We start from the raw sequence: 16,325 nt of genomic DNA, 5'->3' as shown, positions 1-16,325 counted from the left end.
AATAACGATCTATTTAAAGGGGAACAACGTGAATAAGTCTGAACTGATCGACGCTATCGCAGCTTCAGCCGACATTCCTAAAGCAGCTGCGGGTCGCGCGCTGGATGCTACACTGGAAGCGGTTACTGGTGCACTTCAAAACGGTGATTCTGTTGCACTTGTAGGTTTCGGTACATTTTCTGTGAAAGAGCGTGCTGCTCGTACGGGCCGTAACCCACAGACAGGCAAGCCAATTGAAATTGCTGCCGCTACACTGCCAACTTTCAAGCCTGGTAAGGCTCTGAAAGACGCAGTAAACAAGTAAGATCTGATCGCGTCACGATCTTACTTATGGGAGGTAGCTCATTAGTTTAGTGAGTTACCCAGCCTGAAGCGCTGGTAAAGTTCTTCAGGTGCGGGTTAAAGACCCGCAAAAGGAGCGGTAGTTCAGTTGGTTAGAATACCTGCCTGTCACGCAGGGGGTCGCGGGTTCGAGTCCCGTCCGTTCCGCCAACTTTGTTTAACAGACGATCTCTGTTCTACATAGAATGACGAGCTACATCATATTAGTGAGTCAGGTAAAAAATTCTTGAAAGGCGCATTTGAAAGAATGCGCCTTTTTTATGTGTTAAAGATATTGCCAGGGGTTTAGAGGCATAATGCTACAGTCCATTCGTGATAACTCTCAGGGAATCATTGCCAAGATTATTGTTGGCTTGATTGCAGTTACTTTTGCATTATTTGGTGTTGAATCGCTGGTTAGTTTAACTGCTGGCAGTAATGCTCCTGCGACAGTTAATGGTGAAGAGATCAGTCAGCAAGATCTCTATCAAGGTGTTCAATTGCAACGTCGTCAAATGTTGTCCCAGATGGGGGAGGATGCTGATCCTTCGCTACTGGATGATGGTTTGATCAGCAATATGGTTTTGGAAGGTCTGATTGAGCAATCTGTTTTAGTTCAATCTGCACAAAACCAAGGTCTGACATTCTCTGATGCAATGATTGATCAACTGATCCTGTCTACCAAAGAGTTTCAGCTAGACGGTAAGTTTGATCGTGCACAGTTTGAAGCGACGTTACGCAACGCCGGCCTTACGCCGTTGATGTATCGTGATATCGTGCGTAAAGAGAAGGTGACAGAGCAAGAGCGTATTGCGTTCATGTTGTCTGCATTTACTTTACCAAATGAACTGAACTCTCTAAACGTTCTACAGAATCAAACGCGTGATCTTCGCTACTTCACTCTGCCTGCGGACAATGTTCGTGCTGAAATTACAGTTTCTGATGAGCAGATTGCCGATTACTATGCAGAGAACAGTTCTCAGTTTATGACTGAAGAGCAGGTAGCTATTGAGTATCTTCTTTTAGAAAGAAGCGCTCTAGAGGCAGGTATCGAAGTATCTAATGATGAACTTCAAGCAGCCTACCAGCAGCTTGTTGATACATTCCAAGCACAAGAGCAGCGTCATTCAGCACATATCTTTATCGAGATTTCTGAACAGCAAGACGATGCTGCTGCAAAAGCTAAGATTGATGCAATTGCTGAGCGCCTAAAAGCAGGTGAAGTATTTGAAGAGTTGGCTAAGTCAGAATCTCAAGACCCAGCATCTGCTGAGATGGGTGGTGATTTAGGTATTAATGAGAAAGGTGTTTTCTCAACTGACTTTGAAGACGCTTTGTATGCTCTAGAAAAAGGTGCTGTTTCAGAGCCAGTTCGTTCAGAATTTGGTTATCACTTAATTAAACTAGTTGATGTTGTTGAGTCTGAAGTGCCTGCTTTTGCAAAAGCTGAAGCAGAGCTTCGTTCTGATCTCCTAAATCAGAAGGCTGAAGAAGAGTATGTTGAGCAGTTAGAGCGTTTAGCTGATGTGTCTTTCTCTTCTGGTGATCTGGTAGAGCCATCTGAAGAGCTAGAACTAGAAATTCAGAAAACTGAGCTATTTGCGCGTTCTGGTAACGAAGATGCGATTACTTCCAATGCGAAGATTCTTGCTGTTGCTTTCGATCAGGAGCTGATCAATGAAGGTTTGAACAGCACGCCAGTAGAATTGGATTCTGGTCGCTCTGTTGTTTTACGTGTAGTTGAACATCAACTACCTCGTGAAAAAGCACAAGACGAAGTGGCTGATCAGATCCGCGCTATTCTGGTTGAGCAGCAAGTTGCTGCAGCGATGACTGAAAAAGCGAACGCTATTGTTGCTCAGCTTACTGAAGGTGCAGATCTAGCAACTGTTGCGGAAGGTAATGAAGTAGTAGCACAGTCTGCAGTTAATCGTAGCCAGAGAGAGCTTCCACAAGAGCTTCTTACCGCCGCATTCAAAATGGTAAAACCGCAAAGTGGTTCTACCTATGCAGCAGTTGATACTGTAGATGGCAGCAAAATGATTATCGCGCTAGACGCAATCGGTCAGCAAGATATTGAGCTGCAAGAAGACGAGATTCGCTTTATGGGTATGATGCTTAATAACCGTCAAGGTCAGCAGGATTACCAAGATCACCTTGCTCAGTTAAAAGCTAAAGCTGAAATAGAAAAGCTTTAAGCTAATTTGATCTATTCTAAAACCACCTTCGGGTGGTTTTTTTATATTGGCTGTTTTAGCAGCTTTAGGGGGGAATATGAAAAAATTAATGTTACTGATTAGTCATGGCCTAGTTGGCTTTGCTGGCTTTGCCTTAGGCGTATACTTGTTACCTATCTTAATTCAGCCACAGGGACCTTCTGAGCAAGAGATCTCTTCGGCTGTAGCTCAGGCGCAGTTTGAAGGGAAATTTGTGAAAGAGTTGAAAGGCAGTGACTTTTTACATTGGGGAGAAGGCTCAGTGATGTTGGGTGGCGGTGTTGCAGCATTCAAAGGTAAATTAGCTCCTGGTCCTGATTATAAGCTTTACCTTTCTCCTGTATTTGTAGATGACGAGATGAGTTTTCTTGAGAATAAGCGAGATATGGTACAAGTTGCAGAAATCAAAACATTTGATGGCTTTGTGGTTAACTTACCAGAAGGGGTAGATCCGGCTAAATATTCTACGGCTGTGATTTGGTGTGAAACTTTCTCTGAATTTATCAGCGCTGCTCGCTATAACTCTTTGTAAGTAATAGGTCTGACTGTCAGCGCTAGCTGACAGTCGTATAGATCGTTTCGAGTTGCGGGTCATTTAATTGGCTTGCGGGCGTAATGGTCTTTCGTTGCCAAGGTACAAATCCGAAGTACCAGCAGCGCCAGAAGTTAACGCTGGCTTGTGGATTTTCATCTAATAGTTCAGCTAGCGTTTGTACTTTACCTAACTCTATTCCTAACGCTTCCTTAAAGGTTAAATAAACAAATTTAGAACAAAACTGTCGCTTTGAATCGAATTTAAAGCCTAAGTGGTAAAAGCGCCCCATACGATTCTCAGCGGTTTGTTTTAATTTGCTTATGTCTCTACCGGCTAGAGGCTGTTTGAGTCGTAATATGCTCACTTCATCGTTTGTTGTGCGCGATACAAAATCTTTTAGAGTCGTGCGTCTAACACAGGGAACAGCGCTTTCTAGAACAAACCATTCATCATTTTCTTTAACGACAAAGCCAACATGCGAAGTCCAGCTGCCAGTGCCTTTTGCGACCTGGCGGTAAAGAAAACTATTGATGGAGATAAAAATAATGTCTCCTTCTTGTACGCAGTTTTCTAGGTCATTGATTACGCTGTTGAACTTTGTCATTTTCATTACGGTTTCCTCAAAAGTTGATACGTAAAGTATGTGGAGTTTGAGGATATAGGGCTAAAGATTCAAAAAAGGTATCGTATTTCGATACTTTTGGTTTTGTTGCTCTGTTTTAAGTGTAATAGGACAAAGCAAAATTTGGCTGATACACTAGCGCTTTTTTCAATGGCGGCTTTATGCGAATACTCCTTCTCTCAGCTTATGATGCGGATAGTCATGTTTATTGGCGTAAAGGGCTTGTTGAGCACTTAAATGAACACGAATGGACAGTTTTGTCTCTGCCGGGCCGCTATTTCAGTTGGCGTATGAGAGGGAACAGTCTTAGTTGGGCGTTTAACGAAAGGGAAGTATTAAGCCAGCCTTATGATCTAGTCGTTGCGACCTCTATGACAGACCTATCTGCCTTGCGTGGTTTTGTTCCATCTTTAGCCCAAATTCCAACACTGGTGTACTTCCACGAAAACCAATTCGCTTATCCTGAGTCTGGTAAAGCATTTAAAACCGTTGAGCCATGCATTCTGAACCTTTATACCGCGCTGGCTGCGGATTATTGTTTATTTAACAGTGAATATAATCGACAGACGCTTTTGGATGGCGCGAAAGCTCTCTTGAAAAAGATGCCCGATCAAGTACCAGCAAATTTGATCGAACGGATTAGAGATAATTCATCGGTGCTGTCTGTTCCTATCAAGTCTGATAGCTACCAAATACATTCTCCTGAATCTGATGAATTTCATATCGTTTGGAATCACCGTTGGGAATACGATAAAAACCCTCAACTACTGCTAGATGCTGTTGAGCAGCTGATACAGAAGCGCAAGGATTTTAAGCTCCATGTGGTCGGGCAGCAGTTTAGAAAGGTGCCAGAGCAATTTGAACAGCTTCGTGTGCTACTCGGTGATTGCGCTGGAGAGTGGGGTTATCTTTCGTCGCGTGAGGAATATCTGGCTCTACTGCGAAAAGCGGATGTCGTGCTTTCAACCGCTGTACATGATTACCAAGGAATCGCTGTTTTAGAAGGCGTTGCGTCTGGGGCGGAGCCCTTAGTCCCTGACAGGTTAGCGTATAGAGAATTGTTCCCTGAAGCCTGCCGGTATAAAGAAGAGAACGAAGCTGAAGTCTTAGCTGAGCGATTAGATCGCTTAGCAGCAAGAAAGTACGCAGGAGAGTGGGGGGAGCAAGTGAATGTCGATCGGTTTAAATGGGCGACACTTGCAGACCAGTATCGCCATCACTTTGATCGTTTGGCCCGTAAAGAAGGTTAAAGGCGACGCACCTTAAACTTGCGGCCTTTGATTTTTCCTTGGCTCAAGCGCTCGGCTGCCTTTCGTGCGACTTTGCGTTCAACGGCAACGTAAGCAGCAAAATCATACACATTAATCTTGCCTACTTGGTTGCCTTGTATGCCAGCATCGCCTGTTAACGCACCTAAGATATCGCCAGGGCGAACTTTGTTCTTCTTACCGCCAGCAATCGCAAGCGTAGCCATTGGTGGGTTATTCGGCTGATAGTTCGGATCTGCGTCTGGTAGTTCAGTCACGGGGAACTCTGTATCCAAATACTTTTCAATGGAAGCCACTTTATAAGCTTCTGATGGCTGATAAAGATTTAGTGCCATGCCTTGCTTACCTGCACGGCCTGTACGACCGATACGGTGAGTATGAACTTCAGCGTCGCGAGTAAGATCGTAGTTGATGACACAAGGGAGGTCATCAATATCTAATCCACGCGCTGCTACATCAGTCGCGATAAGGATAGAGCAACTGCGGTTGGCGAATTGCACTAGTATTTGGTCACGATCGCGTTGTTCTAAATCGCCGTGGATAGCTTTTGCGCTATAGCCCAAGGATTTAAGGTGCTGCTGAACATCATTACAGGTTTGCTTCATGTTGCAGAAAATCACAGCAAACTCCGGCTTGAACTGAGCTAAAATCGCGCTCAAATTCTCTAGCTTATTTTCTTTTTCGATCTCAAAGAAATGTTGCTCAATCTGAGATTGTTGGTGAGTGGATTCTACCTCTACCGTAATTGGCTGATTGAGAATGTCTGCACTCAGGCTCGCAATGGTCTTTGGGTAAGTAGCAGAAAATAGCAGTGTTTGGCGTTTCTTTGGGGTCTGCCCTATGATGTCACGAATGTCATCAGAAAAACCCATATCAAGCATGCGATCCGCTTCATCAAGCACTACGGTAGTGGCTTTATCTAAGCGCAGAGTTTTCTTACGTAGATGGTCTTTGATACGACCCGGTGTACCTACAACAATATGTGCGCCATGCTCCAAAGAGCCAATCTGAGGCCCAATTGATTGGCCACCACAGAGAGTAAGAATCTTCACGTTTTCAGTAAAGCGAGCAAGCTTTCTTAGCTCATTAGCAACTTGTGTTGCTAATTCACGTGTAGGGCAAAGTACTAAGGCTTGTGTGGCAAAACTACGAAGGTTTAAATTCAGTAGTGTACCTATACCAAACGCAGCTGTTTTGCCGCTGCCTGTTTTTGCTTTCGCAATGAGGTCATTACCTCGCAAAACCTCGGGTAGGGCTTTCTCTTGGATAGCCGTCATCTGCTTATAGCCTAGATGATCCAGGTTCTTTAGCATCGGTTTTGGAAGATTGAGATTTGAGAAGCAGGTATCAGACACAGGGCACTCGGTAAAAGTAAAGTTGGTTAGGTTTTGTTGCAAAGCGGCATTATAGAGCAAACCGCTTTGGGAGAATATGAATACCCTGAAGAATCACTCGCTAATCAAAGCGCGTTAACAATTGTTGATCTTTCTCAAGATGTTGGCAGGCTCTTTGGGTATACTTCGGGACAGTTAAAAATAAGTAAGTTGGTTGGGAATTATGAATACGCGTTACGATGTCGTCATTGTCGGTGGTGGTATGGTGGGTGCAACGATCGCTTGTGCTCTTGGAAATAGCCCGTTATCAGTTGCCGTCTTGGAAAGTCGATATCCTGCGGAATATGAAGCTTCCCAACCAAATGATTTGCGTGTTTCTGCTATCAGTGTGGCTTCTGAGAATATTCTTCAGCGCGTAGGTGCATGGGAAGGGATTCTATCCCGTCGTAGTTGCCCTTACCGTCGCATGAAGGTCTGGGAAGCAAGTGAAGAAAAGGCTTCTACAGAATTTATTTCCGATAACATTGGTCGTGATCACCTTGGCCATATTGTTGAAAATCGTGTGATTCAGCTAGCGCTCTTAGAGCGTTTACAGACGTTTGAAAATGTTGACCTGATCTGTCCTGCTGAAGTTGAGGCTATCGATTATTCTCCTGGTAGCAGCATTATTAGATTAAAAGATGATAGAGAAATAATTGGGCGTGTACTGATCGCTGCGGATGGTGGTGAGTCTCGTGTTCGTCAAGCTGCAGGTATAGGTGTAACCCGTTGGGACTATGAGCAGCATGCACTGGTTGCTTCTGTGACGACTAAGTTTGCTCAAGAAGATATCACTTGGCAGCAGTTTACACCGACAGGTCCGCTTGCCTTTCTACCTCTTTCAGGAAATAACGCTTCTCTGGTTTGGTATAACACACCAGATAACGTCAAACGTCTCTTAGCTCAGGATGAAGAAAGCTTTATGCAAGAGCTTAAATCTACCTTCCCTGATGCGTTGGGCGAAATTGATCAGCTATTAAGTCGCGGAGCATTCCCGCTTCGTCGCCAACATGCGCAGGAATATGTCTTAGAAGGTCTAGCTTTAGCAGGTGACGCTGCACATATGATTCATCCTCTAGCTGGACAGGGTGTTAATATAGGCCTGCTTGATGCAGCTGCTCTCTCTGAAGTGATTTTAGCGGCTGCTAATACCGGTGAAGATATAACCGAATTGGCCTTGCTGAAGGAGTATGAAAAGCAGCGTCGCAAACATAATTTATTGATGATGCAGACGATGGATGCGTTCTACCGTGTATTTAGTAATCAGAACGGCCCACTAAAAGTGTTGCGCAATATAGGTTTAGGTTTGGCAGGTCGTGTAACGCCAGCTAAAAACAAAGTTATGCAGTTTGCGATGGGCTTGGAAGGGCCTTTGCCTGAAATGGCCAAAGAACAATAATCAAAGGCTCAAATAAAAAAAGCCGGTCTGGGAGACCGGCAAAGAAATACGGCTGAATAAACCAGCCAGAGTAGAGAAGTGGGGTCGTTACGTGACCCCCAACGATGAATTACTCAGCAGCAGCTTCTGCTTTAGCTTCTGGCTTACGTTTAGCCGGCGCTTTTTTTGCAGGTGCTTTTTTAGCAGGTGCAGCTGCTTTTTCAGCTGGTGCTGCTTCAGTTTTAGTTGCGTTTGCAACTACAGCAGATGTAGCTTCAGCAGCTTCAGTTAGAAACTTGTTGAAATCCGACATGTAAGGCATGTCACGGATTTCGCTAAGACTCTTTTCTACGATCTCAGAGATCTCTTCTTTTGCAGAGTTTAGAGCCGCTAGCTCTTTTTCTGCAGTCGCAGTCGTTTTAGTTTCTAGAGCTTTGAAAAACTCAACTTGCAGTTCAATAGCTTCTTTCGGCTCTTTTACTTCAGATAGAGCTTTAAGCTGAGCTACGCTTGAATCTACGAAATCAGTTACATATTCAGACTGCAAAGAGAACAGAGTTTCTAGTGCTTTTTTGTTCACTTCAGCAACGTCGATTGCTGGTTGCATTTTTTCCTGAACATCTTTCATTAGATCATCGTACATTTTCCATTCCTCTGAGAATCTTTAATAAAGTGTTTTTGTGCGTTGCAGCATTTGAGATAAATATAGTGGTTAATAAATAACCTGTCAAATATTTTTTTGTGCATTGCACAAAAATATTTTTAGATGTGTTTCTTTGTAATTAAAGGCATATTAAACAATCGGTTAGAGTGGTTGCTGTAAAAGGTTTGAGTTCTACTAAAATCAGCTTTTTAAGCTGTTTTTGCAGAGAATTAAAAAAATTTTAAGCCTAATTGCACCTGCTTTGTGTCTATATGGGCTTGTAGGTTGTTCATATAAGCAAATAGCTATTACAATCAGATGATAGCGCTATGGCCCAAATTCAGGGCTTTTATGGGAGAGGGAGGCTACAGCAGGACTGGTAATCTGCTAGTGTAGTTAGCTCACCTAAATACCTCGGGACATTTAACAATTTGTAACTTGGGTAGATGTCCCTTTAGTAACAGGATCAAGTATTTTCATGACGCAATCGAATACAGTCGTAGAATCACACTCATCTTTTGAATTTGTTAGATCTGAAAAGATCGAGTCATTAGGAATTGATGTAACGGAATACGAGCATAAGAAGACTGGCCTTTCGCACTTTCATATAGCGGCAGATCATACTGAGAATGTTTTCCTTGTCGGTCTAAGGACTGTTCCGGAAGACTCAAAAGGTGTTGCGCATATTCTAGAGCACACCGCTTTGTGTGGTAGTGAGCGTTTCCCCGTACGTGATCCGTTCTTTATGATGACGCGCCGTTCACTTAATACATTTATGAACGCCATGACGAGCAGTGACTGGACCTCTTATCCATTTGCTAGTCAAAATCGCAAAGATTTCTTCAACCTTTTAGATGTCTATCTTGATGCTGTTTTCTTTAGTCGTTTAGATCCATTGGATTTTGAACAAGAAGGCCATCGTATTGAGTTTTCTGAAACCGGTGATGCTGAATCCGATTTGGAATACAAAGGTGTTGTTTACAACGAGATGAAAGGAGCAATGAGTTCACCGGTTTCTCGTTTGTGGCAGTCGGTGACTAAGTATCTTTTCCCGACAACAACCTACCATCACAACAGCGGCGGTGAGCCAGAGAGTATCCCTGACCTAAGTTATGAAGAGCTGATTGAGTTTTATAAAACTCATTACCACCCGAGTAATGCGGTCATTATGACTTTTGGTGATATCCCAGCTGCTGAGCTGCAGGGCTTCTTTGAAGAGAAAGCGCTAAGCCGTTTTGAAAAGCTGGGCACCTCTATCGAAATTCATGATGAGAAACGCTACCACTCGCCATTGCGGGTGGAAGAAGGTTACGACCTTGATCAAGAGGATCTAAGTGGTAAAACACACCATGTTTTAGCTTGGCTACTTGGTCATTCCAATGATTTAGAAGCACAACTTAAAGCACACCTTATGTCACGTGTGTTACTAGATAATAGTGCTTCTCCGCTACGTTATGCGCTTGAATCAACTGATCTAGGCAGCGCGCCTTCGCCATTATGTGGTTTAGAAGATTCCAATCGTGAAATGAGCTTCATGTGCGGTATTGAAGGCAGTGAGCCCGAATCTGCGGCAGAATTTGAAAAATTGGTATTGGATACCTTGCAGAAGGTTGCTGAAGAGGGTGTGCCTCAAGCTATGCTGGAAGCCCAGTTGCATCAGTTAGAGCTGCAACAGCGCGAAATTAATGGTGATGGCTATCCTTATGGCCTGAGTTTGATCATGTCTTCGCTCGGGGCCGCTGTTAACAAGGGTGATCCAATCGCTATTCTGAACCTTGATCCAGTGCTAGAAAAGCTGCGTGAAGCGATCAAACAACCTGACTTTGTTCAGGCCATGGTTAAGGAGCTTTTAGATAACCCGCATCGCGTTCGTTTGACTTTACGCCCAGACAACAAACTAGCAGCTAGTCGTGATGCTGCAGAGAAAGCGCAGTTGGCTCAAATTAAAGCGGGTTTATCAGATGACGATAAACAACGGCTAATTGATCGTGCTGCTGAGCTAGCGGAGCGACAAGAACAGGTCGATGATGAATCGATTCTACCGAAAGTGACATTGACCGATGTACCAGATGAGATGTCTGTTCCAGAAGCAGTTGCGGTTGATTCTACGCTTCCTTTGACGCGTTATGATCGTGGCACCAACGGTATTGTTTATCAGCAGGTGATTATGCAGCTTCCGCAGTTAACGGAAGATGAGCAGCACATACTGCCTCTATACAGCTATCTTCTTACTGAATTGGGCTGTGGTGATCGTACTTATCAAGAGAATCAGCAGTATCAAACAGAAGTGACCGGTGGTGTTCATGGTTTTGCTTCAGTCAGGGGGGCACCTGATAATGAGCAGGATGTAAAAGGCTACTTCACATTAACAGGCAAAGCCTTAGTGTCTAAACATGAGGCGTTGTTAGATCTGCTGAAAGAGACGCTGCAATTTGCACGCTTTGATGAATTGCCTCGTATTCGTGAAGTGGTATCTCAACAACGTACCCGTAAAGAACAAGGTATCACCGGGCAAGGCCATGCATTCGCAATGATGGCTGCAGCAGCGAAGATGAGCCCGGCTGCAGCACTATCTCATGCAACAAAAGGTCTTGAGTCTATCTGCTATTACAAGCAGCTGGATGATCAGCTAGAGAATGACGATGCTCTTAAGCAGCTTTCACAACGTCTCCAAGAGTTGCATAGCAAGATCCAGTTTGCCCCACGCCAATACCTAGTAGTGGCTGAAGATGAGTATCAGGCTAGTGTTCAGAGCTACTTAGAGTCTATCTGGGCAGATGTGCCGAGTGAAACCTCTGCAGGGTTCTTACTGCCAGAGTTACGTAGCAAGGTGAAACAGGCTTGGGTTACCAGTACACAGGTAAGCTTCTGTGCTAAAGCATTCCCTACCGTGGCGGTAGATCACCCTGATTCAGCGCCACTTACAATTTTGGGAGACTTCCTGCGTAATGGCTATCTACACCGAGTTATTCGCGAAAAAGGCGGTGCTTACGGCTCTGGCGCTGGTCAGGATTCCGGTGATGCAGCTTTCCGTTTCTTCTCTTACCGTGATCCTCGTTTATCTGAAACCTTGGATGACTTTGATGGTGCGGTGAAATGGCTTCTGGAGACTGATCATGATGCTCAGAAACTCGAAGAAGCGATTCTGGGTGTTGTCAGCTCGATTGATAAGCCAGGATCACCGGCTGGTGAAGCTAAGCAAGCATTCCACAGTTCATTGTTTGGGCGCACGCCAGAACAGCGTAAAGCGTTCCGTGCGCGTATCTTGAATGTGACATTGGATGATCTAAAGCGCGTTGCCAAAACTTATCTTTTGGATAAAGAGGGCAGTGTGGCTGTGATCACCAGTAAAGAGCAGGCAGACAGTCTATCCGACGACTTTGAAGTAATTGAAGTCTAATTAAGGTAAAATTCGACTAGTGATCAAGGTAGACTTTGATTGCTAGTCATTTATTCCTTAATAATCCTCAAGCCTCTATGCCCACACAAGCGCTTTATCAAGGTGCGCTGTTTATCATACTGTCAGAACTGTTTTTGGTCTGTTCTGGCATGGTCGTAAAGCAGATCACTCATCAGCTACCTACTGAAATCATCGTTTTTGCCCGTAACCTTTTTGCGTTAATTTTATTGATGCCTTGGTTGTTGCGAAATGGGATCTCCTCGATAAAAACGAGCTCTCTTCGATTTCATATTGCGCGTGCGGCGGTCGGTGTGACAGCCATGATGTGTCTTTACTATTCATGGGGACACTTGCCTTTAGCAGAGGCGGCGTTGATCAAACAAACAGCTCCATTCTTTATTCCATTATTCGCCTTATGGTGGTTAGGTGAAAAGATATCTGGGGTAGTGAAACTGGCAATATGTGTTGGTTTCTTTGGCGTTTTTCTAGTGTTGAATCCCGGGCAGGGAACACTCAATGTTGCCGTTTTGATTGCACTTTTTGGCGCGATGCTAGGGGCGTTGGCAAAAGTTATTATCCGTAGGATGAGCGATACAGAACCAGCCAGTCGGATCGTTTTTTATTTTGCTTTATTTAGTACGGTTTTAGCTTTGCCGTCGGCCATGCTCAATTGGGTTACGCCCAATTTAGTTGAGCTGGGTTGGTTATTACTGATGGCTATTACCTCAACTGTTGCTCAGCTGTTATTGAGTAAAGGCTATGGTCTTGCGCCTGCGGGTCAGTTGGGGCCTTATACATACGCTTCGGTGGTTTTTGCTGCGCTGTTTGGCTGGCTATTATGGGATGAAGTCTTAGGCGTCTACAGCTTAATAGGCTTGTGCTTAATTTTTTCGGCTGGATTGTTGTCCCTTTCTTCCCGTAAAACTGTTAAATCCTAGTAACAACTGTTTGGTGTTTGAACAGTTTTGCCTGTCAGCTATCAATTTTTCTTCATGAAGCGAAAAAAGTACTTGTAATCCATTGTCAGAATGGTACTACTGTAAGTGTACAGGGGCGCACAAAAACATTAATTCATAGCGCTCTCACTGCAACAAGGCATTAAGGATTTGCACATGAATATCAAAATTACTCACCGCAATGCTAAAGTTTCTGACAGTGTAAAAGAGAAAGTAGAGGAATGGCTGAACAGCAGTCAAGAACGTTACGAAGTTATTACTAGTGCTCACGTTATTATTGAAAAAAATGATCGTGAGGACGTTGCTGAAGCAACAATTCACGTAGCAGGTAAAGATATCTTTGCGAAAGCATCCGCTGATAACTTGTATGCTGCTCTGGATGCGATGGCTGATAAAATTGATCGTCAGCTAGATAAGATTCACCAGAAAAACGTGAATAAAAAAGGAAATCAGAGACCTGCCGCTACAGTTGAAATGGAAGCGGATGAGGAACTCAGCTTAGCCTGATCTAGGATATAAAGTTTCTAAAGCCCAGCTATATGCTGGGCTTTTTTATTTCTAGAACAAAATTTTATATGCATGAGGCTTGCATATGCGTCGTGATTGGATGGATAATGATAAGTGTTATCATTAGCGTGTAGGTATTGGAGTAGGTAGTGAAGGCAGCGTTATTTTACGGCACCACAACAGGTAATACTGGCGATATTGCAGATAAGATAAAAGGTAGTTGGGATGCCGGCGAACTAGAGTTATTTGATGTCGCAGATAGTTCGCTCTCTGCTGCAAAAGATTTTGATATTCTTATTTTTGCTATACCTACTTGGGATTATGGTGAAGTACAGGAAGATTGGCTGGAAGTATGGAATGAAGTGGACCAATTGGATTTCAGTGGTAAACAGGCTGCCTTTATCGGTCTTGGTGATCAGTTTGGCTATCCTGAATGGTTTGTCGATGCAATGGGTATGCTACATGATAAAATCGTAGCTAAAGGTGCAGAAATTGTTGGTCACTGGTCTGTAGAAGGTTATGAATTTGAAGAATCTAAAGCATTAACAGACGACAAAAAACATTTTATTGGTTTGGCTTTAGATGAAGATTGGCAACGCGATCAAACAGATGAGCGTATTTCTGATTGGTTAGACCAAGTTAAACTAGAGCTAGGCGTTTTCTAATCTATCCAACGACCTGAGTATGAAGAGCCCTGTTTTTACAGGGCTTTTTTGTGTCTGTCGTTCTCTGGCCTATGCTGTAGTAAAAGCTACTTTCTATAAGGTAGTAAGAAACTAGGTCAGATAGGGATAGCTATGCCCGCCAGCAAACTCCGCTCGGAAATTAAAGCGATCTCAGTGCTGAGTATCTTATTTTGCTTATTTGCTGCCATTAATTTCCATTCACCACTGCTTCCACAGCTCGAAAACTACTGGCTCGATTTAACGCTTCAACAGCGAGCAGAGAAAAGAGTCGCAAGTGAGCGTATTGTGGTTATCGATATAGATGATGCGAGCCTGAATAACCTTGCGCCTATTGCGGGTGGTTGGCCTTGGCCAAGGGCTGTCCATGCCGAGCTGGTGGAGTTGTTACAGTTACAGAAACCTGCAGCAGTGGTGTTTGATGTGCTATTTGCTGATAGAGATATTTTTAACCCTGAAAGTGATCAGTATTTTAGTGAGGTGTTGGCTGCATCGAATATTGTCTATCTGCCGTTTTTACATCTGCAAACCTATTCTGATCATCTGTTTCCGCGTTTAGACCAATATCCAGAAACCGTCCCCATACAAAAGCCAGATAATGTTTCGACTATTCCTCATGCAAGTTTGGTCTTACCTAATGCGGTTGACGCGAGTGTTTGGCGTTTAGGCAGTATCAATTTCCATCCAGATGAAGATGGTGTTGGGCGTAAGTACGCAGCAATACATCCAATATCTGATTGGGGAATTATGACGATGCCAGCGCGAATCGCCGTTGATCTGAAGGGGGTTGAAATTAAAGAGCGGTCAATTTGGATCGATTGGTATCAAGGCAAAGGGGAGCCATATCCAAGGCTCTCTTATAGTGAAGTCTACACCCAATTGAGCCAAGGAGATGATTTTAGAAAGGCTAACTATTTTAAGGACAAAATCATTGTTATCGGTTCTACTGCTGCGGGTTTACATGATATCCAAGTCACACCTATTACTAGTACTTACCCCGGCGTTTTTATCCTTGCTACAGCTATCAATAACTTTATGGATCAGAGTTTTCTTCAACCAGTAGATGCTTTGCTAGTTTTGGTGATTGTGGGTGTAAGCTTTGGTGTTTTAGTGCTGTTGCTAGTTCGTGTGGGCAATTTCTATTACGCACTCATCGGAATAGGCGTTTTAATCGGAGTAAACGTGCTGTTCAGTTATCTGCTTTTGATCATGGAAGGGATGATGTTCCCTGTTATGACTTGGCTGGTGGCTTATATATTTGTTGCGGCTTCATTTTACGCATTCCGCTTATTGCAGCAGCAGAGAGAGATGAAAAAAACGGTCGATATTTTTGGCCGCTTTTTGGACCCGAAAGTAGTTAAAATTTTGCTTGAGCAAGGAATTACCGATCAAGCTTTGGCTGGAAAAAGTACGCGGGTAACCATCTTATTTACCGATATCCGTGAGTTTACTCATCTTTCTGAATATCGCAGTGCAACCGAAATTGTAGAACTTCTAAATCATTACTTTTCTCGCCAGGTGGAAGTTATTTTTCAGCATAAAGGTACGCTCGATAAGTTTATCGGAGATGCCATTATGGCGTTTTGGGGTGAGCCAATTGAAAATCCCGGTCAAGAGATTGCTGCTGTGAATGCGGCTTTGGATATGGTGGATCAAATGGTCAGCTTTAGACGGGAGTTTGGCTTATTTGATTTCGATATAGGTATTGGTCTCCATACGGGCGAGGTCGTTGTTGGAGCAATAGGTACCCAAAGTCGTTACGATTACACTGCTATTGGTGATGCTGTAAACGTAGCCAGTCGGATCGAAGGACTGACTAAAGAAACAGGTCGAAGGATTTTGGTTTCTGAAGAAACTCGACAGGCATGTGGGGATGCTTTTGACTTCGAGCTGATTGGTGACTATAAGGTTAAAGGCCGGGAAAAATTGGTAACCGTCTATCAGCCAAGGAGGTTGAGTGATGAACCTTAAATTACTAATTATCGGTCTTCCATTTATGTGCTCTACTTGGGCGACTGCTCAAACTGCCTACACAGTCAGAGATATCTCTGTCTATCAAACCCCCTCAATTTCTAGCACTGTCGTTACGAAACTCTCTGAAAAATCCTCTGTAAATATTCTGCGAAGAAGCGGTGGTTGGTACGAAGTTCGAACGGGTAACGCTCACTCCGGTTGGGTAAAGATGATAAACCTTCGTTACGTCAGCAAGCCCAGCACACAACAAGTTGCTGGCAATATGCAGTATCGCTCAAAAACAACCCTGACTACGGGTGTTAGAGGGCTGGATGAAGGCGGGATTATATCGAGTGGATCAGGTGTCTCCCTTAGCAAAGTAAAAGGTTATAAGGTCAGTGCAGATGCAGCTGCGAAGTTTGCGCGGGCAGGGGGATTAAAAGCTCGAAGCATGAATTATGTGGAGTAGC

The 16,325-nt window shown here is 43.9% G+C and carries 14 protein-coding genes and 1 tRNA gene; 12 read left to right on the top strand and 3 right to left on the bottom strand.

The features are described 5' to 3' along the window. Positions 1–28 precede the first annotated feature (28 nt). From ACMXYW_RS09545 to ACMXYW_RS09530, 4 genes are all read left to right on the top strand, one after another. Positions 29–304, top strand: a complete 276-nt coding sequence (locus tag ACMXYW_RS09545; RefSeq protein WP_007020114.1) for an HU family DNA-binding protein — start codon at positions 29–31, stop codon at positions 302–304. 111 nt (positions 305–415) lie between these two features. After that, positions 416–492 (top strand) — tRNA-Asp (locus ACMXYW_RS09540). A 146-nt stretch (positions 493–638) separates the two neighbouring features. Further along, positions 639–2,519: a SurA N-terminal domain-containing protein gene (locus tag ACMXYW_RS09535; RefSeq protein WP_415903877.1), complete on the top strand. Its 1,881-nt coding sequence runs from the start codon at positions 639–641 to the stop codon at positions 2,517–2,519. 76 nt (positions 2,520–2,595) lie between these two features. Further along, complete coding sequence (locus ACMXYW_RS09530; protein WP_415903876.1) at positions 2,596–3,069, top strand: DM13 domain-containing protein; 474 nt, start codon at positions 2,596–2,598, stop codon at positions 3,067–3,069. Between the two features lie 22 nt (positions 3,070–3,091). On the opposite strand, the gene ACMXYW_RS09525 is transcribed toward ACMXYW_RS09530, so the two are convergent. Beyond that, positions 3,092–3,682 (bottom strand): YiiX/YebB-like N1pC/P60 family cysteine hydrolase, encoded by a 591-nt coding sequence (locus ACMXYW_RS09525; protein WP_415903875.1) that lies wholly within the window; start codon positions 3,680–3,682, stop codon positions 3,092–3,094. A 173-nt stretch (positions 3,683–3,855) separates the two neighbouring features. Here ACMXYW_RS09525 and ACMXYW_RS09520 point away from each other — a divergent pair, with 173 nt between their 5' ends. Then, complete coding sequence (locus tag ACMXYW_RS09520) at positions 3,856–4,944, top strand: DUF3524 domain-containing protein (protein ID WP_415903874.1); 1,089 nt, start codon at positions 3,856–3,858, stop codon at positions 4,942–4,944. On the opposite strand, the gene dbpA is transcribed toward ACMXYW_RS09520, so the two are convergent. Further along, on the bottom strand, positions 4,941–6,275 hold the full coding sequence (gene dbpA / locus ACMXYW_RS09515) for an ATP-dependent RNA helicase DbpA (RefSeq protein WP_415905885.1): 1,335 nt from the start codon (positions 6,273–6,275) through the stop codon (positions 4,941–4,943). The genes ACMXYW_RS09520 and dbpA overlap by 4 nt on opposite strands. Positions 6,276–6,519: 244 nt before the next feature. On the opposite strand from dbpA, the gene ACMXYW_RS09510 reads away from it, so the two are divergent. Beyond that, complete coding sequence (locus ACMXYW_RS09510) at positions 6,520–7,734, top strand: UbiH/UbiF/VisC/COQ6 family ubiquinone biosynthesis hydroxylase (RefSeq protein ID WP_415903873.1); 1,215 nt, start codon at positions 6,520–6,522, stop codon at positions 7,732–7,734. A gap of 109 nt (positions 7,735–7,843) precedes the next feature. Here ACMXYW_RS09510 and ACMXYW_RS09505 read toward each other — a convergent pair whose 3' ends face one another. Next, complete coding sequence (locus ACMXYW_RS09505) at positions 7,844–8,356, bottom strand: phasin family protein (RefSeq protein ID WP_415903872.1); 513 nt, start codon at positions 8,354–8,356, stop codon at positions 7,844–7,846. Between the two features lie 478 nt (positions 8,357–8,834). On the opposite strand from ACMXYW_RS09505, the gene ACMXYW_RS09500 reads away from it, so the two are divergent. The 6 genes from ACMXYW_RS09500 (at position 8,835) to ACMXYW_RS09475 (ending at position 16,324) form a co-directional block, all read left to right on the top strand. Continuing rightward, entirely contained in the window at positions 8,835–11,756 is a 2,922-nt protein-coding gene (locus ACMXYW_RS09500; RefSeq protein ID WP_415903871.1) for an insulinase family protein, read from the top strand. A 35-nt stretch (positions 11,757–11,791) separates the two neighbouring features. Beyond that, positions 11,792–12,694 (top strand): DMT family transporter, encoded by a 903-nt coding sequence (locus ACMXYW_RS09495; RefSeq protein WP_415903870.1) that lies wholly within the window; start codon positions 11,792–11,794, stop codon positions 12,692–12,694. A gap of 174 nt (positions 12,695–12,868) precedes the next feature. Next, positions 12,869–13,219, top strand: coding sequence for a ribosome hibernation-promoting factor, HPF/YfiA family (hpf, locus tag ACMXYW_RS09490; protein ID WP_415891679.1), 351 nt, complete (start codon positions 12,869–12,871; stop codon positions 13,217–13,219). Between the two features lie 149 nt (positions 13,220–13,368). Further along, positions 13,369–13,884 carry a flavodoxin gene (locus ACMXYW_RS09485; RefSeq protein ID WP_415903869.1) on the top strand — a complete coding sequence of 172 codons (516 nt, stop codon included), beginning with the start codon at positions 13,369–13,371 and terminating at the stop codon, positions 13,882–13,884. A gap of 132 nt (positions 13,885–14,016) precedes the next feature. Beyond that, a complete protein-coding gene (locus tag ACMXYW_RS09480; protein WP_415903868.1) occupies positions 14,017–15,873 on the top strand; it encodes a CHASE2 domain-containing protein in 1,857 nt (618 codons plus the stop codon). Further along, complete coding sequence (locus ACMXYW_RS09475) at positions 15,863–16,324, top strand: SH3 domain-containing protein (RefSeq protein WP_415903867.1); 462 nt, start codon at positions 15,863–15,865, stop codon at positions 16,322–16,324. The genes ACMXYW_RS09480 and ACMXYW_RS09475 overlap by 11 nt, the downstream gene beginning before the upstream one ends. Position 16,325: the final 1 nt, after the last annotated feature.

The sequence above is a fragment of the Neptuniibacter sp. QD48_55 genome (assembly GCF_047778115.1).
GTDB lineage: Bacteria > Pseudomonadota > Gammaproteobacteria > Pseudomonadales > Balneatricaceae > Neptuniibacter.
This window is presented reverse-complemented; position numbering and strand designations above follow the sequence as displayed.